The sequence below is a fragment of the Magnetospirillum aberrantis SpK genome, from assembly GCF_011022235.1.
In the GTDB taxonomy this organism is placed as follows: Bacteria; Pseudomonadota; Alphaproteobacteria; order Rhodospirillales; family Magnetospirillaceae; genus Magnetospirillum; species Magnetospirillum aberrantis.
This window is the reverse complement of sequence record NZ_JAAIYP010000032.1, coordinates 15298-40203: the sequence shown is the minus strand read 5'-3', so window position 1 is coordinate 40203 and position 24906 is coordinate 15298. Positions and strand designations below refer to the sequence as shown.

23 protein-coding genes are annotated in these 24906 nt (G+C 64.3%); 8 read left to right on the top strand and 15 right to left on the bottom strand.

Going from position 1 to position 24906, the window contains the following annotated elements; genetic code table 11:
* The first annotated feature begins 2 nt into the window (after positions 1-2).
* From G4223_RS05565 to G4223_RS05550, 4 genes are read left to right on the top strand one after another with little or no spacing between them, the layout of a single operon-like run.
* Entirely contained in the window at positions 3-446 is a 444-nt protein-coding gene (locus tag G4223_RS05565; protein WP_163676191.1) for an Lrp/AsnC family transcriptional regulator, read from the top strand.
* A complete protein-coding gene (gene ahbB / locus G4223_RS05560) occupies positions 443-955 on the top strand; it encodes a siroheme decarboxylase subunit beta (RefSeq protein ID WP_163676189.1) in 513 nt (170 codons plus the stop codon). The genes G4223_RS05565 and ahbB overlap by 4 nt, the downstream gene beginning before the upstream one ends.
* Positions 943-2073, top strand: a complete 1131-nt coding sequence (gene nirJ, locus G4223_RS05555; protein WP_163676186.1) for a heme d1 biosynthesis radical SAM protein NirJ — start codon at positions 943-945, stop codon at positions 2071-2073. Before ahbB ends, nirJ begins: the two co-directional genes overlap by 13 nt.
* The gene (locus G4223_RS05550) at positions 2070-3623 is read left to right on the top strand and encodes a cytochrome D1 domain-containing protein (protein WP_163676183.1); all 1554 of its coding nucleotides are present in this window, start codon (positions 2070-2072) and stop codon (positions 3621-3623) included. The genes nirJ and G4223_RS05550 overlap by 4 nt, the downstream gene beginning before the upstream one ends.
* Positions 3624-3782: 159 nt before the next feature.
* Here the strand turns inward: G4223_RS05550 and G4223_RS05545 are convergent, their stop codons facing one another.
* From G4223_RS05545 to G4223_RS05515, 7 genes are all read right to left on the bottom strand, one after another.
* A complete protein-coding gene (locus G4223_RS05545) occupies positions 3783-6875 on the bottom strand; it encodes an efflux RND transporter permease subunit (protein WP_163676181.1) in 3093 nt (1030 codons plus the stop codon).
* 11 nt (positions 6876-6886) lie between these two features.
* Positions 6887-8014, bottom strand: coding sequence for an efflux RND transporter periplasmic adaptor subunit (locus tag G4223_RS05540; protein WP_163676177.1), 1128 nt, complete (start codon positions 8012-8014; stop codon positions 6887-6889).
* On the bottom strand, positions 8011-8574 hold the full coding sequence (locus tag G4223_RS05535; RefSeq protein ID WP_163676175.1) for a TetR/AcrR family transcriptional regulator: 564 nt from the start codon (positions 8572-8574) through the stop codon (positions 8011-8013). Before G4223_RS05535 ends, G4223_RS05540 begins: the two co-directional genes overlap by 4 nt.
* Positions 8575-8808: 234 nt before the next feature.
* Positions 8809-10332: an acetyl-CoA hydrolase/transferase family protein gene (locus G4223_RS05530; RefSeq protein ID WP_163676172.1), complete on the bottom strand. Its 1524-nt coding sequence runs from the start codon at positions 10330-10332 to the stop codon at positions 8809-8811.
* Between the two features lie 286 nt (positions 10333-10618).
* Positions 10619-11275, bottom strand: a complete 657-nt coding sequence (fsa, locus tag G4223_RS05525; RefSeq protein WP_163676169.1) for a fructose-6-phosphate aldolase — start codon at positions 11273-11275, stop codon at positions 10619-10621.
* 87 nt (positions 11276-11362) lie between these two features.
* Entirely contained in the window at positions 11363-11632 is a 270-nt protein-coding gene (locus G4223_RS05520; RefSeq protein ID WP_163676166.1) for a FliM/FliN family flagellar motor switch protein, read from the bottom strand.
* 64 nt (positions 11633-11696) lie between these two features.
* On the bottom strand, positions 11697-13544 hold the full coding sequence (locus G4223_RS05515; RefSeq protein WP_241003968.1) for a PHA/PHB synthase family protein: 1848 nt from the start codon (positions 13542-13544) through the stop codon (positions 11697-11699).
* Positions 13545-13875: 331 nt separating this feature from the next.
* Between G4223_RS05515 and G4223_RS05510 the strand changes: the two genes are divergently transcribed.
* Entirely contained in the window at positions 13876-14295 is a 420-nt protein-coding gene (locus G4223_RS05510) for a hypothetical protein (protein WP_163676163.1), read from the top strand.
* Here G4223_RS05510 and G4223_RS05505 read toward each other — a convergent pair.
* The 6 genes from G4223_RS05505 to G4223_RS05480 are packed head-to-tail and all read right to left on the bottom strand — an operon-like array spanning position 14279 to position 19438.
* Positions 14279-14869, bottom strand: coding sequence for a hypothetical protein (locus G4223_RS05505; RefSeq protein WP_163676161.1), 591 nt, complete (start codon positions 14867-14869; stop codon positions 14279-14281). The two genes, G4223_RS05510 and G4223_RS05505, sit on opposite strands and share 17 nt — an antisense overlap.
* A gap of 35 nt (positions 14870-14904) precedes the next feature.
* A complete protein-coding gene (gene bioA / locus G4223_RS05500; RefSeq protein WP_163676158.1) occupies positions 14905-16251 on the bottom strand; it encodes an adenosylmethionine--8-amino-7-oxononanoate transaminase in 1347 nt (448 codons plus the stop codon).
* Positions 16252-16255: 4 nt separating this feature from the next.
* Complete coding sequence (bioD, locus tag G4223_RS05495) at positions 16256-16870, bottom strand: dethiobiotin synthase (RefSeq protein WP_163676155.1); 615 nt, start codon at positions 16868-16870, stop codon at positions 16256-16258.
* Positions 16871-16875: 5 nt separating this feature from the next.
* Complete coding sequence (locus tag G4223_RS05490) at positions 16876-17625, bottom strand: methyltransferase domain-containing protein (RefSeq protein ID WP_163676153.1); 750 nt, start codon at positions 17623-17625, stop codon at positions 16876-16878.
* On the bottom strand, positions 17622-18266 hold the full coding sequence (locus G4223_RS05485) for an alpha/beta fold hydrolase (RefSeq protein WP_163676151.1): 645 nt from the start codon (positions 18264-18266) through the stop codon (positions 17622-17624). The genes G4223_RS05490 and G4223_RS05485 overlap by 4 nt, the downstream gene beginning before the upstream one ends.
* A complete protein-coding gene (locus G4223_RS05480; RefSeq protein WP_163676148.1) occupies positions 18263-19438 on the bottom strand; it encodes an aminotransferase class I/II-fold pyridoxal phosphate-dependent enzyme in 1176 nt (391 codons plus the stop codon). Before G4223_RS05480 ends, G4223_RS05485 begins: the two co-directional genes overlap by 4 nt.
* Positions 19439-19560: 122 nt before the next feature.
* On the opposite strand from G4223_RS05480, the gene bioB reads away from it, so the two are divergent.
* Positions 19561-20535: a biotin synthase BioB gene (gene bioB, locus G4223_RS05475; protein WP_420844433.1), complete on the top strand. Its 975-nt coding sequence runs from the start codon at positions 19561-19563 to the stop codon at positions 20533-20535.
* A 64-nt stretch (positions 20536-20599) separates the two neighbouring features.
* Here the strand turns inward: bioB and G4223_RS05470 are convergent, their stop codons facing one another.
* The gene (locus G4223_RS05470; protein WP_163676421.1) at positions 20600-21280 is read right to left on the bottom strand and encodes a fumarylacetoacetate hydrolase family protein; all 681 of its coding nucleotides are present in this window, start codon (positions 21278-21280) and stop codon (positions 20600-20602) included.
* A gap of 198 nt (positions 21281-21478) precedes the next feature.
* Here G4223_RS05470 and G4223_RS05465 point away from each other — a divergent pair, with 198 nt between their 5' ends.
* On the top strand, positions 21479-21937 hold the full coding sequence (locus G4223_RS05465) for a MarR family transcriptional regulator (protein ID WP_163676146.1): 459 nt from the start codon (positions 21479-21481) through the stop codon (positions 21935-21937).
* An 8-nt stretch (positions 21938-21945) separates the two neighbouring features.
* Complete coding sequence (locus G4223_RS05460) at positions 21946-22716, top strand: alpha/beta fold hydrolase (protein ID WP_338086822.1); 771 nt, start codon at positions 21946-21948, stop codon at positions 22714-22716.
* Here G4223_RS05460 and G4223_RS05455 read toward each other — a convergent pair.
* A complete protein-coding gene (locus G4223_RS05455; RefSeq protein WP_163676144.1) occupies positions 22697-24673 on the bottom strand; it encodes a sensor histidine kinase in 1977 nt (658 codons plus the stop codon). The genes G4223_RS05460 and G4223_RS05455 overlap by 20 nt on opposite strands.
* Positions 24674-24906 lie beyond the last annotated feature (233 nt).

Sequence of the window (24906 nt, the reverse complement as noted above, 5' to 3'; positions counted from 1 at the left end):
CCATGGATGACATCGACCGCCGTATCGTCAATGCGCTTCAGGGCGGTTTTCCGCTGACCCGGCGGCCGTTCGCCGACGCGGCGGCGCCGTTGGGCCTGAGCGAGGCCGAATTGATCGGCCGCATTCGAAAGCTGCGGGAGAGCGGTGTCCTGAGCCGTTTCGGCCCGATGTTCAACGCCGACCGTTTCGGGGGGCACAACACCCTGGCGGCCATGGTGGTGCCAGAAGAGCGTTTCGACGAGGTGGCCGAACTGGTCAACGCCTTCGATGAAGTCGCCCACAATTACGCCCGCGACCACAGCTTCAACATGTGGTTCGTGGTCGCCGCCGAAAGCCGTGTCCGGGTGGACGAGGTCTTGGCCGAAATCGCGGCGCGGACCGGGATTTCGGTGCACGACATGCCCAAGCAGCGCGAGTTCCTGGTCCAGTTGAGGTTCGAGGCATGACGAAGCTGGACGACATCGACCGCGCCATCGTCATCGCCACCCAAGGTGGCCTGCCGCTGGTGGCCGATCCTTACGGCGCGGTCGCCGACGCCTTGGGCCTGTCGGCCGAGGTGGTGATCGCCCGCCTTGACGCCATGCAACAAGACGGCGTCGTGCGTCGGATCGGCGTGGTCCCCAATCATTACGCCCTGGGCTACCGCTTCAACGGCATGACCGTGTGGGACGTCGCCGACGACCATGTGGAAGAGGCGGGGCGGCGGCTTTGCGCGACGGGTGTCGTCAGCCATTGTTATCAGCGGCCACGGCTGTTGCCCGATTGGCCCTACAACATCTTCGCCATGATCCATGCCCGTGACGAAGCCGCCGCGACCGCGTTGGTGGAGCGGCTGGCGACGGCGCTGGGGCCGTTGGCGCGCGGTCATCGCGTCTTGTTTTCCACCCGCATCCTGAAAAAGACCGGTCTTCGGTTGGGCCGGCAACAAGGGGGAGGGACACCATGTTCCGGCTGAGCCAGTTCCTGCGCGAGTTGGATGTTCCCTCGGCGGTGGCGCCGCGCCGCGATCCCAAGGGGCCGGTGGTGATCTGGAACCTTGTGCGGCGTTGCAACCTGTTATGCCGACATTGCTATTCCGGCAGCACCGACAAGGATTTCAGCGGCGAGTTGAACACGGACGAGATCAAGACGGTGATGGCCGATTTGCACGGTTTTGGCGTGCCGGCGCTGATTCTGTCGGGGGGCGAACCGCTGTTGCGTTCCGACCTGTTCGAGATCGCTGCCGAGGCCAAGTCCCTGGGTTTCCCCAGCGTGGCGCTGTCCACCAACGGAACCCTGGTCGATGACGCCATGGCGGACCGGATTGGCGGTGCCGGTTTCGACTATGTGGGAATCTCGGTGGACGGCATCGGTGCGGTGCACGACACCTTTCGCGGCCGGCCCGGCGCCTTCGCCGAAGCCTTGGGCGGCATCAGGCGATGTGTCGCACGTAGGGTCAAGGTGGGGTTGCGCTTCACCATGACCCGCGACAACGCCCATCATCTGCCCGACGTGCTGTACCTTGCGCGCGAGATGGGGGTGGGAAAGTTCTATTTCTCGCACCTCAACTATGCCGGCCGCGGCAACGCCAACCGCGAGGAAGACGCCCATCACCGCATGACGCGCCGTGCCATGGACAGTCTGTTCGACGCCGCCAGTCGCATGCCCGAGGTCGAGTTCGTCACCGGCAACAACGACGCCGATGGCGCCTATTTCCTGAAATGGGTGGAAAACCGCCGGCCCGAACGCGCCGGGCACGTCCGCGCCAAACTGGCGCAATGGGGGGGCAACGCTTCGGGCCGCAACGTCGCCAACATCGACAACCTGGGCTGGGTTCACCCGGACACCATGTGGTGGCACGAACGCCTGGGCAACGTGCGCCAGCGGCCGTTCTCGGCCATCTGGAGCGACCTGTCCAACCCGCTGATGGCCGGGCTCAAGCAATTTCCGCGCAGGCTTTCGGGGCGCTGCGGCTCGTGTGCCCATCTGGCCTTGTGCAACGGCAACAGCCGGGTCCGGGCCGAACGCATTCATGATGACCGCTGGGGCGAGGATCCCGGCTGTTACCTCACCGACGCGGAGATCGCCGCATGAAGGCCGCCGCCCTTGCCGTCCTGGCCTTGACCGTGACCGCCGCCGCGCCGGCCTGGGCCGAGCCGGAGGTCGAGCGGCTTTACACCCAACATTGCGCCGCCTGCCATGGCGGCGACCGGCTGGGGGCCATCGGGCCGGCGTTGTTGCCCGAGAATTTGGGGCGCATCAAGCCCGGAGAGACCGAGACGGTGATCGCCGATGGCCGCGCCGCCACCCAGATGGAAGGATTTCGTGATCGTCTGAGCGAGGGCCAGATCAAGGCTTTGGCCAAATACGTCATGACGCCGTTGCCCGAGGTGCCGGCCTGGGGCATGGCCGAAATCAAGGCCAGCCACCTGGTGGTGACCGATCCGGCCAGCCTGCCCAAGGCTCCGCCGTTCAAATCCGATCCCTTGAACCTGTTCACCGTCGTCGAAGGCGGCGACCATCACGTCAGCATCGTCGATGGTGACCGCATGGCGCCGCTTTACCGCTTTCAAAGCCGTTTCGCCCTGCATGGCGGTGCCAAGTATTCGCCAGACGGCCGTTTCGTCTATTTCGCCTCGCGCGATGGCTGGGTGTCCAAGGTGGACATGTGGACGGGCAAGTTGATGGCGGAAATCCGCGCCGGCATCAACACCCGCAACGTGGCGGTGTCGGACGATGGCCGCTTCCTCATGGTCGGCAACGTCCTGCCCCATACCCTGGTGGCGCTTGACGCCGGCGACCTGACGCCGCTTCAGGTGATGCCGGTGGCCGGGGACGGCAAGACCAGCCGGGTGTCGGCGGTCTATACCGCGCCGCCCAGGCATTCCTTCGTGGTCGCCCTGCGCGACTTGCAGGAAATTTGGGAAATTCCCTATGCCGACGACGCCGGGCCGGTGATCAACGGTCTGGCCCATTCCCACGAAAAGGGCTTGGAAGAAGGCGTGTCCGCCCAAGGTCGCTTTCAGGCGTTGCGGATCCGTGTGCCCGATTTCATGGACGATTTCTTTTTCGATCCCGGCTACGAACGGGTGATGGGCGCGGCGCGGGGCGGCGGCAAGGGGCTGGTGGTCGATCTCGACCTCAAGCGCAAGGTGGCCGATCTCGACTTGTCGGGGATGCCGCATCTGGGCTCGGGCATCGTCTTCCACAAGGATGGGCGCATGATGATGGCGACGCCGCATCTGAAGGAGGCGGTGGTCAGCGTCATCGACATGACTACCTGGGAAACGGTCAAGCGTATTCCCACCCTGGGGCCGGGTTTCTTCATGCGGGGGCACGAGAACACCCCCTATGCCTGGGTGGACGTGTCCATGGGGCCGGAAAAGGACGCGCTTCAGATCATCGACACCCGGACGCTGGAAATCGTGCGGACCATCCGCCCGGTCCCCGGCCATCTGACCCGGCATGTGGAGTTCACCCGCGACGGCAAGCGTGCTCTGGTGTCGTTGTCGGAAAAGGACGGGGCCGTGCTGGTGATGGACGCCGACAGCTTCGCCGAGGTCAAGCGCCTGCCCATGAGCGCGCCCATCGGTAAATACAACGTCTGGAACAAGATCACCTATTCCAGCGGCACCAGCCACTGATCCGAACAAAAGTCCCCCTTTCCAGCGGAAAGGGGGACAGGCAACCATGGCGTTGATGCCTCTATGCATCTAATCGGACATGGGGGCGGCCGCGGGCGTTGTCCAGTCGGCCGGGAAATAAAAAAAACGGCCGGGGAACGTTCCCGGCCGTTTTTGTCGCTATTCGCCGGCTTCGGCCGGTTCCAGGGGTTTGTGCTTCTTGCCGTCCATCTCTTCGCGGGTCGGCTTGCGTCGGTCCGAGGCCAGGAAGGTGTAGATCACCGGCAGCACGAACAAGGTGAACAGCGTGCCGATGCTCATGCCGGCGACGATCACCACGGCGATCGAGAACCGGCTGGCGGCGCCGGCGCCACTGGCCATCAACAGCGGAATCAGGCCGGTGACCATGGCCGCCGTGGTCATCAGGATGGGGCGAAGCCGCAGGCCCGCCGCCACCTTGACCGCCGCCATGCGGTCCAACCCTTCCTGTTCCTGGCGTTCGCGCGCCACTTCGCAGATCAGGATGCCGTGCTTGGTGATCAGGCCGATCAGCGTCACCAATCCCACCTGGGTATAGATGTTCATGGTGGCGACGCCGAGCGCCAGCGGGATCAGCGCGCCGCAGATGGACAGCGGCACCGAGACCATGATCACCAGCGGATCGCGGAAGCTTTCGAACTGAGCCGCCAACACCAGGAAGATGATGACCAGCGCGAAGACGAAGGTGAGCACCAGCGCGTTGCCTTCCTGGATGTACTGGCGCGACTGGTCGGCGTAATCGACGGTATAGCCCTGGGGCAGGACTTGGCGTGCGGTGTCGTCAAGGAAGGTCAGGGCCTGCCCCAAGGTGACGCCCGGCATGGGGAAGGCGGAGATGGTGACCGCGTTCAACTGGTTGAACTGGTTGAGCGACACCGGCTGCACCGCATGCGCCAGCGACACCAGGGACGATAGCGGAATGGCGGCACCGTCCGAGGCGCGGACGTGGAAACGCCCCAATTGCTGCGGGTCCAGGCGGTATTCGCGCGGCACCTGCGGGATCACCTGATACGACCGGCCCTGAAGGTTGATCAGGTTGACGTAATTACCGCCGGTCATGGTCGCCAGGGCGTCGCCGATCTGTTGCAGCGTGATGCCATAGGCCGCCGCCTTGTCGCGGTCGATGACCACCTTGGTCTGCGGGCTTTCATATTTCAGGTCGGCGTCGATAAAGGCGAACATGCCGGAAGCGGTGGCCCGCTTCATCAACTCGGCCTGGACTTCCTCGAGTTGCTTGTAGTCGGCGATGGTCGAGATCACGAACTGTACCGGCAAGCCATCGACGCCGGGCAGGGCCGGCGGCGGGAAGGCCGAGGCCTTGACGCCCGACACCGTGTCCAAGGTCGTTTGGAACGCGGCGGTCAGTTCCTTGGCCTGACGCTTGCGCTCGTCCCACGATTTCAGCACCAGACCGCCGAAACCATTGCTCATGGACCCGACGCCGTTGATCAGGAACGAATCCTCGATCTCGGGGAACTGGGTGCGCAGTTTGGTGTCGATTTCATGGCTGAACACTTCCATGAACTCGGTGTTGGCCGAGGCCGGACCGTTGAAGGCGGTGAACACCACGCCCTGGTCTTCCTCGGGCGCCAGCTCGGTGGGCACCGCCAGGAACAGGAACGGCAGACTGACCAAGGCGATCACGGCGAACATCAACGTGGTCGGACGGTCATGCAACGACGCGTTCAGCCAACGTTCGTAAATCCCGCGCACCCGGTCGAAAGTAGCGTCGATACGCGCCGACAGCCCCTTGCGGTCGGCATCGTGCTTGAGGATCAGCGACGACATCATGGGGGACAGCGTCAGCGCGATGACGCCGGAAATGATCACCGAACCGGCCAGGGTCAACGCGAATTCCTTGAACAATGCGCCGGTCAGCCCGCCCATGAAGGCGATGGGGGCGTAGACGGCGGCCAGCGTGATGGTCATCGAGATGACCGGGCCGGCGATTTCGCGTGTTCCCACGATGGCGGCCTGGAATGGACTCAAGCCCTCTTCGATGTGGCGGTGGACGTTCTCGACCACCACGATGGCGTCGTCCACCACCAAGCCGATGGCCAACACCATGGCCAACAGCGTCAACAGGTTGATGGAGAAGCCCAGGGCGATCAGGAACAATCCGACGCCGATCAACGACAGCGGCACCGTGATCACCGGAATGGCCACCGAACGCAGGCTGCCCATGAACAGGTAGATCACCACCATGACGATGATCGCCGCTTCGACGATGGTTTTGGCCACTTCCTCGATGGCGGCTTCGATGAAGATGGTGGAATCGTAGGCGATCTTGGCGGTCAGGCCGGGCGGCAACTGGCTGACGATGTCGGGCAAGGCGCGTTCACGTATCTCGCGGATCACCGTCAGGGGATTGGCCTCGGGGGTGGTGTAGACACCGATGAAGATGGCGCGCTGACCGCTGGCGAACACGCTCATGTCGTCGTTTTCGGCGCCCAGGCTGACCTCGGCGATGTCTTCGAGGCGGATCAGGCGGGCGCCGACGTTCTTCACCACCAATTGCTTGAATTCGTCCACCGACTTGAGGTCGGTGTCGGCCTGGGTGGTGACGGTGTCGAAGGTCCCCTTGGTCGATCCGGCGGCCGAGGTGTAGTTGTTGGCGGTCAGCGCGCTGCGCACGTCGTCGGTGCTCAGGCCGAATTGAGCCAGCTTTTCCGGGTCAAGCCATACCCGCATGGAAAATTTCTGGCCGCCGTAAAGTTCCGGGTTGGCGACACCCGACACCGCCGACAGCTTGGGTTGGACCACGCGGGTAACGTAATCGGTGATCTGTTGCTGGCTCATGCGGTCCGACGAGAAGGCGAGATAGGCCGAAGCGAAGGTCTGGCCCGTTTCCTTCTTGATGATCGGATCGTTGATGCCGCGCGGCAGCACGGAACGCACCTCGTTGACCTTGCTCATGACCTCGGTCATGGCTGCGTCGGGGTCTTCGTTCAGCCGCACATAGGCCTTGATCTCGCTCATGCCCTGAAGCGACTTCGACGTCAGGTAGTCGAGCCCCGAGGCGGTGGCCACCGCCTTTTGGATCGGCTGGGTGATGAAGCCCTGGATCAAGTCGGAATCGGCGCCGGGGAAGGTGGTGGTGATGGTGATCACCGTGTTCTTCATTTCGGGATATTGCCGTACCGGCAACATCATGAAGGCGCGCAAGCCGATGAACAGGATCAACAGGCTGACCACGCTGGCCAGCACTGGCCGTTTGATGAAGATGTCGAACATAGGCGCGGTCCCTATTCGGTCTTGGCCGGCGGCTGGGCAAGCTGGCTGGCGTCGGCCCTGAGCGGGTCGTCGGCGCGGATGTCCACCAAGGAACCGGTTTCCAGCTTGACCTGACCCGAGGTCACCACCACGTCGCCGGTGCTCAGGCCGCTGAGCACCGCCACCTTGCCGTCGCGGCGTTCCCCCACCTTGACGAAGGTGCGCACCGCTTCCTTGCCGTCGGTGCCATCGCGGACCACGAACACGCTGTCGCCGTGCAGGTTGTAGGAAACGGCGTTGATGGGGACGGTGACCACGTCGGCCTGTGACGGGCGCACCACCTCGATGCGGGCGAACATGCCGGGGCGCAGGATGCCATCAGGGTTGGGGAAACGTCCCTGGACCATGACCATGCCGGTTTTTTCGTCCACCTTGGGCTCCACCGCCGAAATGCTGCCGTCGAACGTGCGTTCGGGCCAGGCGTCGGTGGTCATGGCCAGGGCCGCGCCGACCTCGAGCGCCGCCAGATCCTTTTGCGACACGGTGAAGTCGGCCAGCATGACCGAAAGGTCCTGAAGGTTGACGATGGCTTGTCCCGGCTGGAGGTATTGCCCCAGATCGACCTTGCGCACGCCCAGAACGCCGTCGAAGGGGGCGAACACCGTTTTTTTCTCGATAGTGGCGCGGATGCCGGCGACCTTGGCTTCCTTGACCTTCAGTTCGGCTTCGGTCTTGTCCACGGCCGCCTGGCTCACCGTATCGGTGCGCACCAAGGTTCGTTGCCGCTTCGCCGAAATGCGGGCCAACTCTGCGTCGGCCTGGGCTGAATGCAGATCTGTTTGTTCGACATCGGCGTCGAGGCGGAGCAACCGGTCTCCCTTCTTTACCCTTTGCCCGGACTGGAAGGCGATTTCCTTGATCAATCCGGCCACCGAGGACGAGATGTCGACGCCGTTCACCGCCTGAAGCGTGCCCACCGCCGGCACCGTGCGCTGCCATTTCTCGGTCGCCGCCGGTTGGGCGGTCACGGTGATCACCGGCTTGGGCAGGTTGGCGAAATAGTCCTTGATCATCATGTTCTTGAACTGGACGAAGCCGAACACGCCGCCGAAGACGACGCCGCTGACGGCCAGCATGACGACCATGCGCTTGGTATTCATCGAAGGGCTCCGTCTTCTCGCTTCAAGAGGTCGAGCAGGTAAGCCTGCATCTGCTCGCGCTCGGTGGTGTCGCATAGTTCAAGACCCAGGATGCTTTCGAAGTATTGGCCGTCCATGGCCATGCAGATCAGCTCGGCCAACATCTGGTTGGGGCTGTCGGCACGGATACGGGCGATCCATTTCTCGTAATGGGCCTGTATGGTCTTTTGTAATTCAGGATTGACGGCGACCAGCGCCATCAGGGCGGCGGCCACCCGGTCCTTGGCAAGGCCATCGGAATCGTAGGCGGTGCGCACGACGGCCCGGACCCAACGATAGGGGCCTTCGGGCTCGCGCTGGTAATAGGCCAGTTGAATTTCTTCGTGCTGAAGGATCATGGCCTCGAGCATGCCGCGGATCAGTTCGTCCTTGGTCTTGAAGTGGTAAAGCACACCGCCCTTGGACAGGCCTGCGCACTTGGCCGCCTCGTCCAGCGTCAGCTTGACCACGCCTTGGTCGCGGACGATGTCCATGGCGGTGTCGATGATTCTGTCGCGGGTAGAAAGCGTTGGTTCCGACATGGCTTCCCGTGGGCTGGCTGTACCGTCTGGACGGTACTGTACCGTCCGGACGGTATATAGTGAGGCCATGGTGAAATGTCAGCCTGTAAAAAAGCACGGACTGGTATGTCCACGCGCTATACCAAATCGCGTTGATCTGAACCGATCAACGCCGCATTGCGGCGCGGGGGCAGGGCCGAAACGAAAAACGCCCCCCGGACCGGGGTCCGGGGGGCGTTTTCTACGCAGGTGCCGTTATTCGGCGGCGGCCTTCTTGACCACTTGGCCGACCTTGCGCATGTCGCCATGTTGCTGGGCGGCCAGATGCCACGAGAACACCTTTTCCAGGCAATGCGGGGTATGGCCGCCGCGCGCCGTGGCTTCGGCGACATAATCGCGCATCATGTCCTTGTAGGCCGGGTGGACGCAGTTCTCGACCACCACCTTGGCGCGTTCGCGCGGCGCCAGACCGCGCAGATCGGCCAGCCCCTGTTCGGTGACGATCAGGTCGACGTCGTGTTCGCAATGATCGACGTGGGTGACCATGGGAACGATCGAGCTGATCTTGCCGCCCTTGGCCACCGACTTGGTGACGAACACCGACAGGTAGCAGTTGCGGGCGAAATCGCCGGAACCGCCGATGCCGTTCATCATCATGGTGCCGTTGACGTGGGTCGAGTTGACGTTGCCGTAGATGTCGGCTTCCAACGCGGTGTTGATGCCGATCAGGCCCAGGCGGCGGATGACCTCGGGGTGGTTCGAGATTTCCTGCGGACGCAGCACCAGACGGTCCTTGTACTTCTTCACGTTGCTGAAGAAGTTGCGGGCGCAGGGTTCGGACAGCGACAGCGCCGAACCGGAAGCGAACTTCAACTTGTCGGCGTCGAACAGCTCGAAGGTCGAATCCTGCAACACCTCGGAATACATCTTGAGGTCATGAAACGGGCTGTCGATGAAGCCGTGCAGCACTGCGTTGGCGATCGAGCCGATGCCGGCCTGAAGCGGTTGCAGGCTGGTGGACAGGCGGCCCAGCTTGACCTCGTGACGGAAGAAGTCGACGAGATGGCTGGCGATGGCGTTGGTTTCCTCGTCCGGCGGAGTGATGGTGGCGAAGCTGTCCATCTTCTCGGTGACCACGATGGCGGCAATGCGCGACGGGTCGACCGGAATATAGGGCAGGCCGATGCGGTCCTGCGGATTGGTCAGCGGGATCGCCTCACGGTGCGGACGCCGCGTCGGGATGTAGACGTCGTGCAGGCCGACCAGATCCAGGCTCTGGTGGATATTGATCTCGACGATGATCTTTTCCGCCAGCATGGCGAAGGTCGCCGAGTTGCCGATCGAGCTGGTGGGGATGATCCCGCCTTCATCGGTGATGGCGACCGCCTCGATCACCGCCACGTCAACCGGCGGCAGTTGGCGCGAACGCAGCATTTCCACCGTTTCGGACAGGTGCTGGTCGACGAACATCACTTCGCCGGCGTTGATCGCCTTGCGCAGCACCGGATCGGCCTGGAAGGGGATGCGGCGGGACAGGAGCTTGGCCTCGGCCAGGGTCTTGTCGATGTCCGAGCCCAAGGACGCGCCGGTCAGCAGCGTGATCTTCATGGGCGCTTCGGACGCGCGTTCAGCCAACGCCATCGGCACGACCTTGGCGTCGCCCGAGCGGGTGAAGCCGCTCATGCCGACAGTCATGCCATCCTTGATCAGCAAAGCCGCCTCTTCGGCGCCGACAACCTTGCCCCACAGCGACTTCAACCCGATCCGGTCCCGATACATCCGTTGCCTCGCTTCAATGAAACCCTTTGGGTGCTTCAACCCTATGGCTATGGGTGTCCATTACGGAAGTGCGAAGGATGCGGCTGCCTAGGGCGAACTTATCTGTTGCAATTTCAAATTTTGGCGGTTAATTGAAACGATTTTGCGTTTGAGACGCTCCTGCGGCCATATTCATGCATATGCAAGTATCTTGAAATTCGCATATGCGTTCCGCCGGACAGGGTTTCCAGACAAAGAAAAAGGGCGGTACCCGTAACGGAATGCCGCCCTTTTTTGTTCGTTGGGATCAGAGGATGCTTTGGCCGGTCTTGGCCCAGTCGGCGATGAAAGCGGCCAGCCCCTTGTCGGTCAGGGGATGGTTGTACATCTGGCGCAGGATGGCCGGGGGCATGGTCACCACATGGGCGCCCAGGCGGGCGGCGTCGGTGACGTGCATGGGGCTGCGCACGCTGGCCACCAGAACGTCGGTGGTGAAGTCGGGGTATTGGGCGAAGATTTCGACGATGTCGGAAATCAACTGCATGCCGTCCTGGCCGATGTCGTCGAGACGGCCGACGAAGGGCGAGACGAAGGCGGCGCCGGCCTTGGCCGCCAGGATCGCCTGATTGGCCGAAAAACAAAGCGTGACGTTGACCAGCCGACCTTCATCGGACAGCACCTTGCACGCCCTGAGGCCGTCGGGGGTCAGCGGCACCTTGACGGCGACGTTGGGACGCAAGGCCGCCAGCTTGCGGCCTTCCTCGAGCATGGTCTCGAAATCGGTGGCGGCGACTTCGGCCGAAACCGGGCCGGGGATCAGGTCGCAAATCTCGCACACCACATCCAGGATGTTGCGGCCCGACTTGGCGATCAGCGACGGGTTGGTGGTGACGCCGTCCACCAGTCCGGTGTCGGCCAACGCCTTGATCTCGGAGATTTCGGCGGTGTCGAGAAAGAACTTCATGGTGGCGGCTCCCCTTGGTGATGACGAACGGATACGCCGGACAGCCTAGCGGCTGGCCGCGTTAAATCAATGACCGATCCGTGAAGATCAATCGGCGGCGCGTTTCAGGACTTCGGTGATGGTGACGGCCAGATGGTCTTCGACCACCACGACCTCGGCCTTGGCGATGTGCTTGCGGTTGACGTAAAGGTCCACCGGGTCGCTGACCTTGCGGTCCAGTTCCACCACGGCGCCGCGGCCCAGCTTCAGCAATTGGGCGATGGGCAAGTTGGCGGTGCCCAGAACGGCGATGCATTCCACATCGACGCCGTAGACGGCTTCGGTCGGCTTGTCGCCGACCATGGTATCGTTAGCCATGGGGCCGGATCCTTGGTGGATGGGAGTCCGGCCCCATTGACGCACGGCAAAGGTTAATTCCCGGTTACGGCATCAGCACGTAAAGGCCCGGCGCGTCGGCCACCGCCGGATAGCCGCGCTCGGCGGCGCCCATGGCCGGCGGTTGGGTCTTGCCGGTGGAATTGGACACCAGCCACTCCTGCCACGCCTCCCACCACGATCCCTCGTGCTTGGGGGTCAGCGCCGCCCAGGTGTCGGGATCGACGTACTTGTCGGCGTCGGTGCGGGTGGCGATCTGATAGGAACGGTGCTTGTGCCCCGGTTCCGACACGATGCCGGCGTTGTGGCCGCCATTGCACAGGATGAAGGTCGAATCGGTGTCGGTGAGGATGCCGATCTTGTACACCGACTTCCACGGCGCCACATGGTCCTTGGTGGTGCCGACGGCGCAGATGGGGGCGCGGATGTCGGTCAGGGCGATGGGGCGTCCCTCGACCGTGTAGCGTCCTTTGGACAGCATGTTGTTGAGGAACAGCCGGCGCAGGTATTCCGAATGCATCTTGTAGGGCATGCGGGTGGCGTCGGCGTTCCACGCCATCAGGTCGTTGGCGTGGTCGGTCTGGCCCAGGAAGTACTGGCGAACCATGCGCGACCACACCAGATCGTTGCTGCGCAGCAATTGGAAGGCGCCGGACATTTGCTTGGCATCCAGGTAGCCCTGGTCCCACATGACGTCTTCCAGATAGGTGACCTGGCTTTCATCGACGAACAGCATGATCTCGCCGGCGTCCTCGAAATCGGTCTGCGCCGCCAGAAGCGTGACGCTGGCCAGCCGTTCGTCACCCTCGCGCGCCATGGCGGCGGCGGCGATGGACAGCAGCGTGCCGCCCAGGCAATAGCCGGCGGCGTGCACCTTCTGCCCCGGAACGATGGCGTTGATGGCATCGATCGCCGCCATGACGCCCTGGCGGCGGTAGTCGGCCATGCCCATGTCGCGGTCTTCGGGGCCTGGGTTCTTCCACGAGATCATGAACACGGTGTGGCCCTTGGACACCAGCCACTTGACCATGGAATTGTGGGGCGACAGGTCCAGGATGTAGTACTTCATGATCCAGGCCGGCACGATCAGGATCGGTTCGGCGTGGACGTCGGGGGTGGCCGGCGCGTATTGGATCAGCTCGATCAGGCGGTTGCGGAACACCACCTTGCCCGGCGTGACCGCCACGCCCTTGCCCACCGCGTAGGTGTCGTCGGCGGAATAGTCGCGTCCCGTCAGGTTGCGCGTCATGTCGTCGCAGAAATTCTGCCAGCCGCGCACCAGATTCTGGCCGCCTTGCTCTGCCGTCACCTTGAGGACGTCAGGATTCAGCCACGGACAGTTGGACGGCGAGACCATGTCGAGCAACTGCCGGGCGGCGAAGCTGACCACCTGCTGGCGATGCTTGCCGACGCCACGGACGCCAGTGGTGGCGTAATGCCACCATTGTTCGGTATAGAGGAACGCCTGGGACATCACGTTGTAGGGGAAACGCTGCCATTCCGGGCTGGCGAAGCGGGAATCCTGGGCCAGTGGCACGAACGGGTCCGGGTCGGTGCGTCCCATCAACGAATCGAGGGCGTAGCGGCTGAGCGGCAGCGCCTTGGACAGCGCGTTTTGAGCCAGTTCGCCCATCTTGCCCGGCGAGTTGGCGAGGTGCACCTGCCAGTCCAGATAGGCCAGCATCAACGAGGCCGGGGACATGGCCATGGTGAAACGGCCCTGAAGGGCGTGCATCAGGCGGTCGGTCGATTCGGTGAAGATGGGGAAGGGGGCCGTGAAGGGCTCGGAGGTCGGCGGAACCGCCATCATCGGATGGACCGGGCGCGGTTCCGTCGCCTTCGTCGCGACGGTGGCGCGGTCGGTCTTTGGGGATTGCGGGCTGAGTTCTGTCATGGCGTCGCTTCCTCACGTTTATCGGCCGGTCGTCGTGTCGGACCGCGTCCTTACTATAACCGTAGTGCCACAAGGCTATTATGAAAATTTCGCAACTGCGAAGAGGATGTGGAGCCACTGGTAATGCCGGTGCCGATGATTGTGTGGGGGGATGTTTTATCCCTGTTTGATATTTTCGCGGTCCTGTTTGTCATCCGTTCATTTCTGCGGTGACTGATGTCTGAGAGGATTGGAAAAAGTCGATTTATCTGAGTGGTTGACGGAAATAGATGGATTTATTGCCAGGGCGTCCATATACTTAAGATCGAGTTAATTTAGGGTCAGTGTAGCCATGGCTATGGGAACCAACAAAGTCTCGGCGATTGCATCGCCCGGCATGGCGGCGGCGGCCACGGCCCGCCCCGCGTCGGGTGGCCGCAACGTCGCGTCTGTTGGTTCGGCCGGGATCGAAAGTACCGAATTCTCGTCTCAGATCGGCGTCAACGACAATCGTCTCTGGCGTTATGACGAGGAACAGGAATTCAACCTGGACCATGGTCAGGACCAGCAAAAACAGGCGACCCCCTTCATCGTGCGTTCCGCCAACGGCTTCAAGGTCGAAGAGGCGGAGGAAACGTCGGATGCGGGCGGGTCCGGTGGCAAGGTGTTCCTGGATACCCTGATGCGCGGCATCGGCATTTACGAATCCAATATGCGCCGCACCATGCCGGGCGCGGTGCGCCCCGGCAGCGTCCTTAATTTCCGCTACTGACCCACGCCCACAGGGCAAGGGCTGCGGCCAATCCCGACAATCCCGCGATGATCGCTGCCATCCTCCACGGCCGATGCCGTGGTGAGGTCGGCACCTGTTCCTGCTCCAGCTTCAACTCCGCTTCCGGCTCTTGGTCCTTTGCCGTTTCGTCACATGGCGGCGGCAGGATGATGGGGCGGGTTGCCGTGGTGTGCGGGCCTCCCAGGCGGATGGCCGGGCCGGTGGCGACAGGGGGCGCCAGACGTGGTGCGGATGGTGGCGGCGGCAGGATGGCGGGCACCATCGGTTGCGGGGGTGGGGTGGTTCTGACGAATGGGGTACGGCGTGCCCGGCGGTCGCCTGCGGCCTCCTGACGGCGACGGCATTTCTCCCGATACCGTGCCTGGGCGGCACGGCGCTCCTGGATCGCCGCGATCATGGACATGGCCTCGGCCTGCGACACCCCAACCGGACGCAGGCGGCGCAACGCCGCCTTGTCGGCGGCCAATTCCGCCAGCTTGACGTCGTCGAACGCCTCCAACGCAAAGCGGAACTCGTCGTCCATGGCGCCGACGATTTCCTCAATGCGAAGCATTGTCGTCCATCGTCTTGCGCGGCATGGCTGTTCTCCTACAGTTTGGAAACCACCGAGTCGATGATATCCCAGGCGCGGTGCAGTTCCATATCGGTGATGCAATAGGGCGGCAGCAAATAGAGAACGTCGCCCATGGGACGCATCAGCAATCCCTTGGCCATGAAGGTTTCCTTGAGCCGGCGGCTGGATTCGCCGCCATAGCCGTCGCCCTTGAGGTCGAAAGCGGCGATGGTGCCGCAGATACGGGCCTTGGACACGCCGGGACGTCGCGCCACGCCGGGCAGGCGGCTGCGGTGCAGCGCTTCGATGTCCTTGAGGCGTTGCTGACATTCCGGCGCTTCAAGCAGCGCCAGAGAGGCCAGTCCGGCGGCGCAGCCCAGCGGGTTGGCGGTATAGGAATGGCCGTGCAGGAAGGCCTTGGCGATGTCGGGGGCGACGAACGCTTCGTAGATGTACTCGCGTGTCACCGTCAGCCCCATGGGCAGGAAGCCGCCGGTCAATCCCTTGGACAGGCAGACGAAATCGGGATGGATGCCGGACTTGGCGCAGGCGAACATGTTCCCCGTGCGGCCGAAACCGGTCATGACTTCGTCCAGGATCAACAAGGTTTTGGCCTCGCGTACACGGGCCTCGATCGCGCGCAGGAACTGGGGCCGGCACATGCGCATGCCCGACGCGCCCTGGATCAACGGCTCGATGATCACCGCGGCGACCTTGCCGGCGTTCTTCTCCAGCACTTCATCCAGGGCCAGCAAAGCGCGCTGCTCCTTGGCCTCGACCTCGGGATCGTCGTCCCAGGTGACGGGATAGGGCACCACCTCGACCGGGAACATCATGTTTTCCCAGGCATTGAAGATGCCGCACGAGCGTCCCACCGACATGGAACCGGCGGTGTCGCCGTGGTAGCCGCCGTGGAAGCCCACATAAACCCGGCGGTCCTGACCCTGGTTGGTCCAGAACTGGCGGGCCATCTTGAGCGCCACCTCGACCGCCGTCGAGCCGTCGTCGGAAAAGAACACCCGGTCCAGATCGCCCGGCAGGTGTCGCACCACGCCGGCCGCCAGCCGGGCCGCCGGTTCGTGGGTGAAGTCGGCGAAGATCACCTGTTCCAGCCGTGCGGCCTGATCGGCCACCGCCTGGGCGATCACCGGGTTGGCATGACCGTGCAGGTTGACCCACCACGACGAACAGACGTCCATATAGTCGCGGCCGTCCGCGTCGGTGATGGTCACCCCCTTGCCGCCGGTGGCCACCAAGGGCGGCGGCGCGACGCCAGCCTGGGTGAACGGATGCCAGACATGGCGGGCGTCGAGGGCCAACACTTCGTCGTGGGCCAACACTTCGTCGTGGGCCAACACTTCGTCGTGGGATGGATTCGACATGGGCTTACTCCCCGATCGGCTGGAAGGTGGGGCGGGGCAGACCGGCCACGGTGGCGGCGGTCACCGCCGGCAACGGCTGGATCTCCGCCAACACCGGCACGGCGCCGAAATGCTCGATGGCCTGACGGTTGGCCGGGTTCTTCTGGCCGTTCATCACCACGCCCAGAATGGGGATGCGGCGGCGGCGCAACACCTCGAGCGTCATCAGGGTGTGGTTGATGGTTCCCAGGTTCGAGCGCGTCACCACCAGCGCCGGCAGGCCCAGGCGTTCCATGAAATCGACGGTCAGCGCGATCTCGTTCAACGGCACCATGGCGCCGCCAGCGCCTTCCACCACCAGCACGTTGTCGGTCTTGGGCGGCACCAGGGCGGACAGATCGATCCGCGCGCCCTCGCGCCGCGCCGCCTCGTGCGGGCTCAGGGGGGCTTGGAACACATAGGTTGCGGGATGGATGACGGCGTCGGGAACCAGATGGCCGACCGTGCCGTAATCGGTGATCTCGGCGGCGCCGGTCTGCACCGGTTTCCAGTAATCGGCGCCCCAGGCCTGGGTCAGCCAGGCGGAAACCAGGGTCTTGCCGACGTCGGTGTCGGTGCCGGTGACGAATACGCCGCGCATTGTCTTCACTCCGCCGGGATCAACGCGTAATGGATGACATAGTCGATATCGAACGGTCCGCCCAGTATCTTGAAGACCCGCCGCAGCGCGCCTGCGGATAGCGGGATGTGGCCGGGGACCGGTGTTCCGGCGCCGATACGTTTCAGGGCGTGGGCGAAGTCGCGGCCGTCGGCATGGCGCACCTTTACGGTTTCGGTCAGGACTTGGGCATTGCGTGGCAGCCGTGCCTTCAGGGCCTCGGTGTCGGGATAGGCGGGGGTGCCGGCGTGCAATCCCAATTGGGCGTGCGCGTCGACCCAATTGGCGAAACTGCCGTGCCCCAGGGTCGAGAACGCCAGTGTTCCCCCCGGCGCCAGCCGGGCGCGCAGGCGGTTGACCGCGCGGCCCAGGTCGTGGAACCACTGGACGGCCAGATTGCTGACGATCAGGTCGAACAGGCCCGGCATGGCGTCGGGGGATTCGCCGTCCATGACGCGGAAGCGGGCTTGGTCGGGGCCGATGGCGGCTGCGGCGGCGGCGACCATGGCCGGCGACAGGTCGGTGACCATCCAGTCGCCGCCCAAACGCGGCAACAGACGGCGGGTAAGAAGTCCGGTGCCGCAGCCGACTTCCAGCACGGTCGGGCGCGGCGGCAACTTCAGCCCGGCCACCAGTTCGACCATGCGGTCGGCGGCCTGGGCCTGCGCCTGGGCGGCGCTGTCGTAGGTTGCTGCGGCGGCGGAAAAACATTCCGCCACCAGTTGCTTCCGGTTCATCGCAATTGGGCCGAGAACAATCTGATCTGGCTGGCCACCCAATCGGGATGACTTTGCGGCAACAGATGGTCGGCGCCTTCGGCCAGGACCAGCGGCACCGAAGCGAAGGCTTCGCGGCTCATGGCTTCGGGGACGATGGAATCGCGGGTGCCGGCCAGCGCCAGGATCGGGCATTCCAACTCGCGCATGGCGGCGCGTTGGTCGCAATTGGCCAGCCATTCCAGCGCCTCGCCCAGGGTGTTGGAATGGATGTCGTCGACGTTGGGCTGTTCCACGCCGGCACGGCGCAGGAAGTCGGTGGTGACGGCGGCCGGGTCCTCGGTGAAGCGCGACACCATGCGTTCGACCATGCGCGGCGCCACGCCCGAGACGAAGTCGGGCGAGCGGGTGAAGCGGGGAAAGGCGTTGACCGCCACCGCTCCGGCCCAAGGGCGGGGCAGGTTGGCCAGCGCCCAGGCGAAACCCATGGAATGGCCGACGACGATGGCGCCCGGCACCTTGGGATGGTGGGCCGGCTGGGTACGGAACCCGAAATCCACGAACACGCGGGCGAATTCCGGCAGCAATTCCGCCACCGGCTGCCAAAAGCTGGAATCGAACCCCCAGCCGTGGACGAAAATCAGGGTCCGCTTGGCGCTCATGCCGTCCTCACCGCGTCGATGGTGGTTTCGATCAGTCTTTCGATGTCGGAATCGGAATGGGCCGCCGACAGGGCGAAGCGGATGCGGCTGGTGCCGTTGGGCACGGTGGGCGGCCGGATGGCGATACCCAAAAGCCCCTGTTCCTCAAGCCGCGCAGCCACCTTGAGCGTGCGTTCCTCGTCGCCCAGGATCACCGGCACGATCTGGGTGCTGGATGCTCCGGTGTCCAGCCCGACCTCATGAAAGCGTTCGCGCACATGCGTCGCCATGGCTTGCAGACGGGTGCGGGTCGGTCCCAGGCTTGGCACCAGATCGATGGCGGCGTCGATGGCGCCCAGGGTGGCCGGCGGCAGCGCGGTGGCGTAGATCAGCCCCGACGCCTTGTTGATCAGCCAGTCCCGAACAGACCTGGAACATGCCACATAGGCGCCGAAGCTGCCCATGGCCTTGGAAAAGGTGCCCATGGATAAATCGACATGCGCGCCCACCGACAGGCCGAAGCCGTTGGGGCCCAGGACGCCGGTGGCGTGTGCTTCGTCCAGGTACAACAGCGCGTTCCATTCCTCGGCGATGGCCGCCAACTGGTCGACATCGGGAACGTCTCCATCCATGGAGAACACCGATTCGGTGACGATGAAACGCGGTCCCGGCTCGCGGGCGGTGCGGGCCAGAAGATCCTTGAGATGGCCCAGGTCGTTGTGGCGGAAACGGCTCTGGCGCGCCCCGGCCACCGCGCAGCCCATGTGCAGGCTGGCGTGGTTGAGACGGTCGGCGAACACCAGCGGCTCGCTTCCCCATAACGCGCGGTCCAACAGCGCCGACAGAACCGAGACGTTGCATTGCCAGCCCGAGGCCAGGATCAGCGCCGTCTCGACCCCCTTGGCGGCGGCGATCTTGTCTTCGACGGCGTCGAGCACCGCCATGTGGCCGGTCACCAGCCGCGACGCCCCCGAGCCGGCCCCCCAGCGCGCCGCCCATTCGCGGGCGCGTTCGACCACCATGGGATGGCGGCTGAGCCCCAGATAGTCGTTCGAGGAGAAATTGACCAATTCGCGGCCGTTCACGCGGATACGGCCGCCGTCCAGCGGTTCCACGCCGCGCAAGCTGCGGCGGCGGCCCTGGGCGGTCAATTCTGCGATGGCTGTGTCGAGCCGGGAATCGAGGTCGTGCATGGGTCCCGTGTTCTAGAGGCTTTTCGCGCTTGTTGCAAAGGGACTGTCTGCGGTTCTAATCTGCGCTCCCCGCAAAAAGGGCAAGACCCTTTGCGCAGTAAGGCTTTAAGGAGGTTGGTATCGTGACGGCAGCGGCCCAGATTACGCCCGGTGACGCGGAACTCAGGTATGACTGGACGGTGGAGGAGGTCGAAACCTTTTTCGCCATGCCGTTCATGGATCTGATCATCCAGGCGCAACAGGTTCACCGCGCCCATTTCCCGGCCAACAAGGTCCAGGTGTCGCGCCTGATCTCGATCAAGACCGGGTCGTGCCCCGAGGATTGCTCGTACTGCCCGCAATCGGCCCATTACGCCACCGGCTTGGAAAAGGAAAAGCTGATGGCGGTGGAAGAGGTGGTGGAAGCCGCCCGCAAGGCCAAGGAAGAGGGCGCCTCGCGCTTTTGCATGGGCGCCGCCTGGCGCGGCCCCAAGGGCGACGACTTCGAGGTGGCGGTGGCCATGATCGAGGGCGTCAAGGCCCTGGGCATGGAAACCTGCGCCACCTTCGGTTTGCTCGACAAGTGGCAGGCGCAGCGGCTCAAGGAAGCCGGCCTGGACTATTACAACCACAACCTCGACACCAGCCCCGAGCATTACAAGGAAATCATCACCACGCGCACCTACCAGGACCGCCTGGACACTCTGGAAGTGGTGCGCGACGCCGGCCTGCACGTCTGTTCCGGCGGTATCATCGGCCTGGGCGAGACTCGCAAGGACCGCGCCAAGATGCTGACCGAGCTGGCCAACATGCCAAAGCATCCCGACAGCGTGCCGATCAACCTGTTGATCCCCGTTCCCGGCACGCCCCTGGCCGAGGCCGAACGGCCCGACCCGTTCGATTTCGTCCGCTGCATCGCCGCCGCCCGCATCATGATGCCCAAGTCGTTCGTGCGCCTGTCGGCGGGACGCGAGGGCATGAGTGACGAGATGCAGGCGCTGTGTTTCCTGGCCGGTGCCAATTCGGTGTTCTGCGGCCACAAGCTGCTGACCGCCAAGAACGCCAAGCCCGGCGACGACAAAAGCCTGTTCGGGCGTCTGGGGCTCAGCCCGATGTGAGGGCCGGCGGGGTCTGATGTGAAATGAAAGGGGGCCTTGGCCCCCTTTCTTGTGTCCGCCCGGTTCAGGCTGGGTTGACGATGGTGACGGCCAGTTCGCCCAAGCCGTCGATCCGGCCCACCAATTGGTCGCCGGGGCGCACCGGGCCGACCCCTTCCGGGGTGCCGGTGTAGATCAGGTCGCCCAGGCTCAGGTGGTAATATTGCGACAGATGGGCGATCACCTCTGGCACCGACCAGATCATGTCGGAAATGTCGCCACGCTGGCGGATCTCGCCGTTGACGGTCAGGGTGATGGCGCCCGAAACGATGGGCTGCGCCGAGCGGATCAGCGGGGTGATGGGCGCGGAAAACTCGAACGATTTCCCCAAATCCCACGGCCGCCCCTTGTCGCGGGCGGCGAATTGCAGATCGCGCCGGGTCATGTCCAGGCCGATGGCATGGCCGAACACCGCCTTGGTGGCTTGCTCGGGTGTCGCCTGGAACACCGAGGCCCCTAACGCCACCACCAGTTCCACCTCGTGATGCAAGTTGGCGGTGGCTGGCGGATAGGGGATGGCGCCGCCGCCGGGAACCAGCGTGTCGGCGGCCTTGGTGAAATAGAACGGCGGTTCGCGGTTGGGGTCGGACCCCATCTCGCGGGCATGGCCGGCATAGTTGCGGCCGACGCAGAAGACGCGGCGCACCGGATAAAGGGTGTCTTCGCCGGCCACCGGCACGGCGGGTTGGGGTAGCGTGAACAGCATGGACATGGAACGGCCGTCTCCCGGATCAGCGATGGATATCAGAATGCACCGCGGGCCGTGGCCGATCAACCTAGGCCAATCAACACGGGCCAATTGATCCAGGTCGCGCACAAGAACCTTGACTTCCCTTGCGTCGGAAATCATTGATCGATTCAAAAGGACACGTCCCGATAGAGGACGGCCAGGGAGGATAAAGACGTGCGCTTCCGACTTGGGGAATACGTTCCCTATCTGCTAAGCCGTGCCGGCGTGTCGCTGGCCACCAATGTTTCGCGCGAATTGGATGCCTTCGGCGTCTCCTTGCCCATGTGGCGGGTGATGGCGGCGCTGTTGGATGAAGGCGAGCAACGTCTGGGCGATCTGGCCCGGTTGACAGCCATCGAATTGTCCACGCTGTCGCGCATCGCCGCCGCCATGGAGGCGCGCAATCTGGTCACCCGCCGCCGTTCCGGTCAGGATGCGCGGGCGGTGATCATCGCGTTGACCCCCGAAGGCCGTGCCAAGACCGAGTCCATCGTGCCGCGCGCCATGGATTGGGAAAGCATGGCGGTGGCCGGCATGACCGAGGACGAGGTCCGTGTGCTCAAGGGGCTGTTGCAGCGCCTTTACGGCAACGTCGCCGGCCCCGAGCCGCTGCCCGGTCCAGAAAGAGACTGAGGGCGGGAGTGGACGCGCTCGACATCGACGGTGTGCGTCTGGAATGCCGCTGGATCGGGATGCCCCTGACCGATACCCCTGTCCTGGTGTTCCTGCACGAGGGGTTGGGATCGGCGGCGTTGTGGCGCGACTTTCCCGACCGGGTGGCCGCCGCCGCCGGCTTGCCCGCCTTCGTCTATTCGCGTCGGGGGTATGGCGGTTCCGACCCGGTGCCGTTGCCGCGTCCCATGGACTACCTTGAGCGCGAGGCCCGCGACGTGCTGCCGCTTGTGCTGGAAGCCGCCGGCATCCGTTCGGCCGTCCTGGTCGGCCATTCCGACGGCGCCACCATCGCGCTGGTCCATGCCGCGCAGGACCGAGGCGGAGTGGTGCGGGCGGTGGCGGCGCTGGCGCCGCACACTTTCGTCGAGGACATGTGCGTCGCCGCCATCGCCAAGGTTCGCGACACCTATGCCGAACACTTGCGGCCTCGGCTGGCCCGCCATCATGGCGCCAACGTCGATTGCGCCTTTCACGGCTGGAACGACACCTGGCTCGACCCACGTTTCAAGGCCATGGAATACCGCCCGTTGCTGGCAAACATCACCGTTCCGGTGACGGTGATCCAGGGCGCGGACGACGAATACGCCACCCGTGCCCAGGTGGACGCGGTGGCCGACGGCGTTTCTGGGCCCGTGCGGGCGATCCTGCTGCCCGATTGCGGTCATTCGCCCCAACGCGACCAGCCCGAGGCGGTGACGAATGCCATCCTGGACCTGATCAGGCCACTTTCAGGCTGAAATAGAAGGTGCTGCCCAGATCCGGGGTGGATTCGATCCAGATCCGGCCGCCGGCACGTTCGACGATCTTCTTGCAGATGGCGAGGCCGATGCCGGTGCCTTCGTAACGCTCGCGCGAATGCAGGCGTTGGAAGATGCCGAACACCCGTTCGTGATATTGCGGCGCGATGCCGATGCCGTTGTCGGCGACCCAGTACACCACCTCTGGCCCTTCGCGCCGCCATCCCACCGTGACCACCGGCAGGCGGTCGGGGTGGCGGTATTTCAGGGCGTTGCCCAACAGGTTCAGAATCAGGCGCAGCAATTCTTCCTCGTTGGCCATCACCCTGGGCAGGTCGGGCGCCACCTCGACGGTGGCGCCGGCTTCCTCGACGGCCACGGCCAGGGCTCGCAGGGCCTGGGCGGTCATTTCCGCCAGCGGCACCGGCACCAGGGGGCGTTCCTGTCGTCCGACACGGGAATATTCCAACAACCCAAGGATCAGGCGGTCCATGCGCACGGCGCCGTCCTGGGCCATGGCGATGAACTCGCGCGCCTCGTCGGTCAGAAGCGGGCCATAGCGGCGGGCCAGCAAGGTGACGAAACTCGAGACCATGCGCAGCGGTTCGCGCAGGTCGTGCGAGGCGACATAGGCGAATTGTTCCAACTCGGCGTTGGATGCCTCAAGTTTGGCGGTTTTTTCCGCCAGAGCCGCCTCGGCCAGCTTGCGTTGGCTGATGTCGCGCACGAAGGCGCAGACATAATCGGCGCCGGCAAAGGCCACGCAATTGGCCGCCACCTCGGCCGGATAGGCGCCGCCATCGGCGGTCAGGTTGGTGGTTTCGAAACGGACGGTGCCGCGCTGTTTGAGCCGGCGCAGCAGGCGCGGCCAGAAATCGGATGAAAAATGCGGGTCGATGCGGTCGATGGGCATGCCCACCAGGGCTGTCGGGGCGTAGCCCAGGCGCGATCCGGCGGCGTCGTTGGCGTAAAGGATGCGCGCTTCGGCATCGATCCAGAACACCATGTCGGCGGCGTGGTCCAGGGCGTATTGGGCGAAGCGCAGCCTTTGTTCGCTGTCGCGCAGGGCGACGACGAATTCCTCTTCGCGACGGGATTGGCGAACCAAGATGAACGCAGCGCCGCCCAACAACAGGGTGGCCATCGCCGCCGCCAGGGCCAGCCGGCCGGAATTGCCGTACCAATCGGCCAGCAAGGCGCTTTCCTGAAGCGACACGTTGACGATCAGCGGGTAAAGGTCGAGACGGTCATAGGCCAGGATGCGGACCGCACCATCCATGGGACTGGCACCCCAGCCCAGGCCGTGACGTGGGGCGTCGGGGCGGAAAATCGGCAGATGGCCGTAACTGCGGCCGGGGGCCATGCCGTCCACCGCCGGCGTGCGCGCCAACAAGATGCCATCGGATCGGAAAATGGCGCTGGCGCCGCCCTCGGCCGGCAGCGCCCGGCGGAAGGATTGCTGGAAATAATCCGGGTCGACGGTGGCGACGATGATGCCTTGGAACGAACCGTCGGGTGCCGACACCCTTCGGCTGACCGGGATGATGGCGCGGCCGTCGACCAGGGACGGGCGCGTGGGCGAAATCAGGATGGCGTTGGAAAGGGTGTCGCGGTGCTGGATGAAGTAATCCAGCCCTGAACGGTCGTCCGTGGGTGATGGGAACAGGCGGGCGCCGTTGACCACCCGTCCCTGGGCGTTGATGACCGCCAGCCCGGAGATTTGCGGAACGCCGGTGATGCGGGCGCGCAGCACATTGTGCAGCGTCTCCGTGCCGGCGCGTTCGAGGCCGCCGGCGGCCTCAATCGACAGGGCCGTGGCTTCGACCACCAGTTCGACGGAATGGAAAGCGCGCTCGGTCTGTTGGGACAGGGCCAACGACAGCGCCGAAAGGTTTTTTTCGGCGGCGGCGACGGTGGTGGTGCGCTGGCGCCAGATTTCGGTCGCGGTCACGGTCATGATCGCGACCATGGCTATCCCGCCGAAAATCGCCAGCGCCTTGCTGGTGGAAGGGCGCAGCCGAGCCCAGGAAGAATGAGATTTCACCCCTGTCCCCTGTGGGGAGCACAATATAGGGGAAACCTAGCACAACCTTTGGGTCATGGCATCCGTTCGCTGTGCGTATTCAAGCAGGGCAGCCAGCGAAAAAAGAGCCGGCCCGCCATTTCAACGGCGGGCCGGCTTGGCGGAAA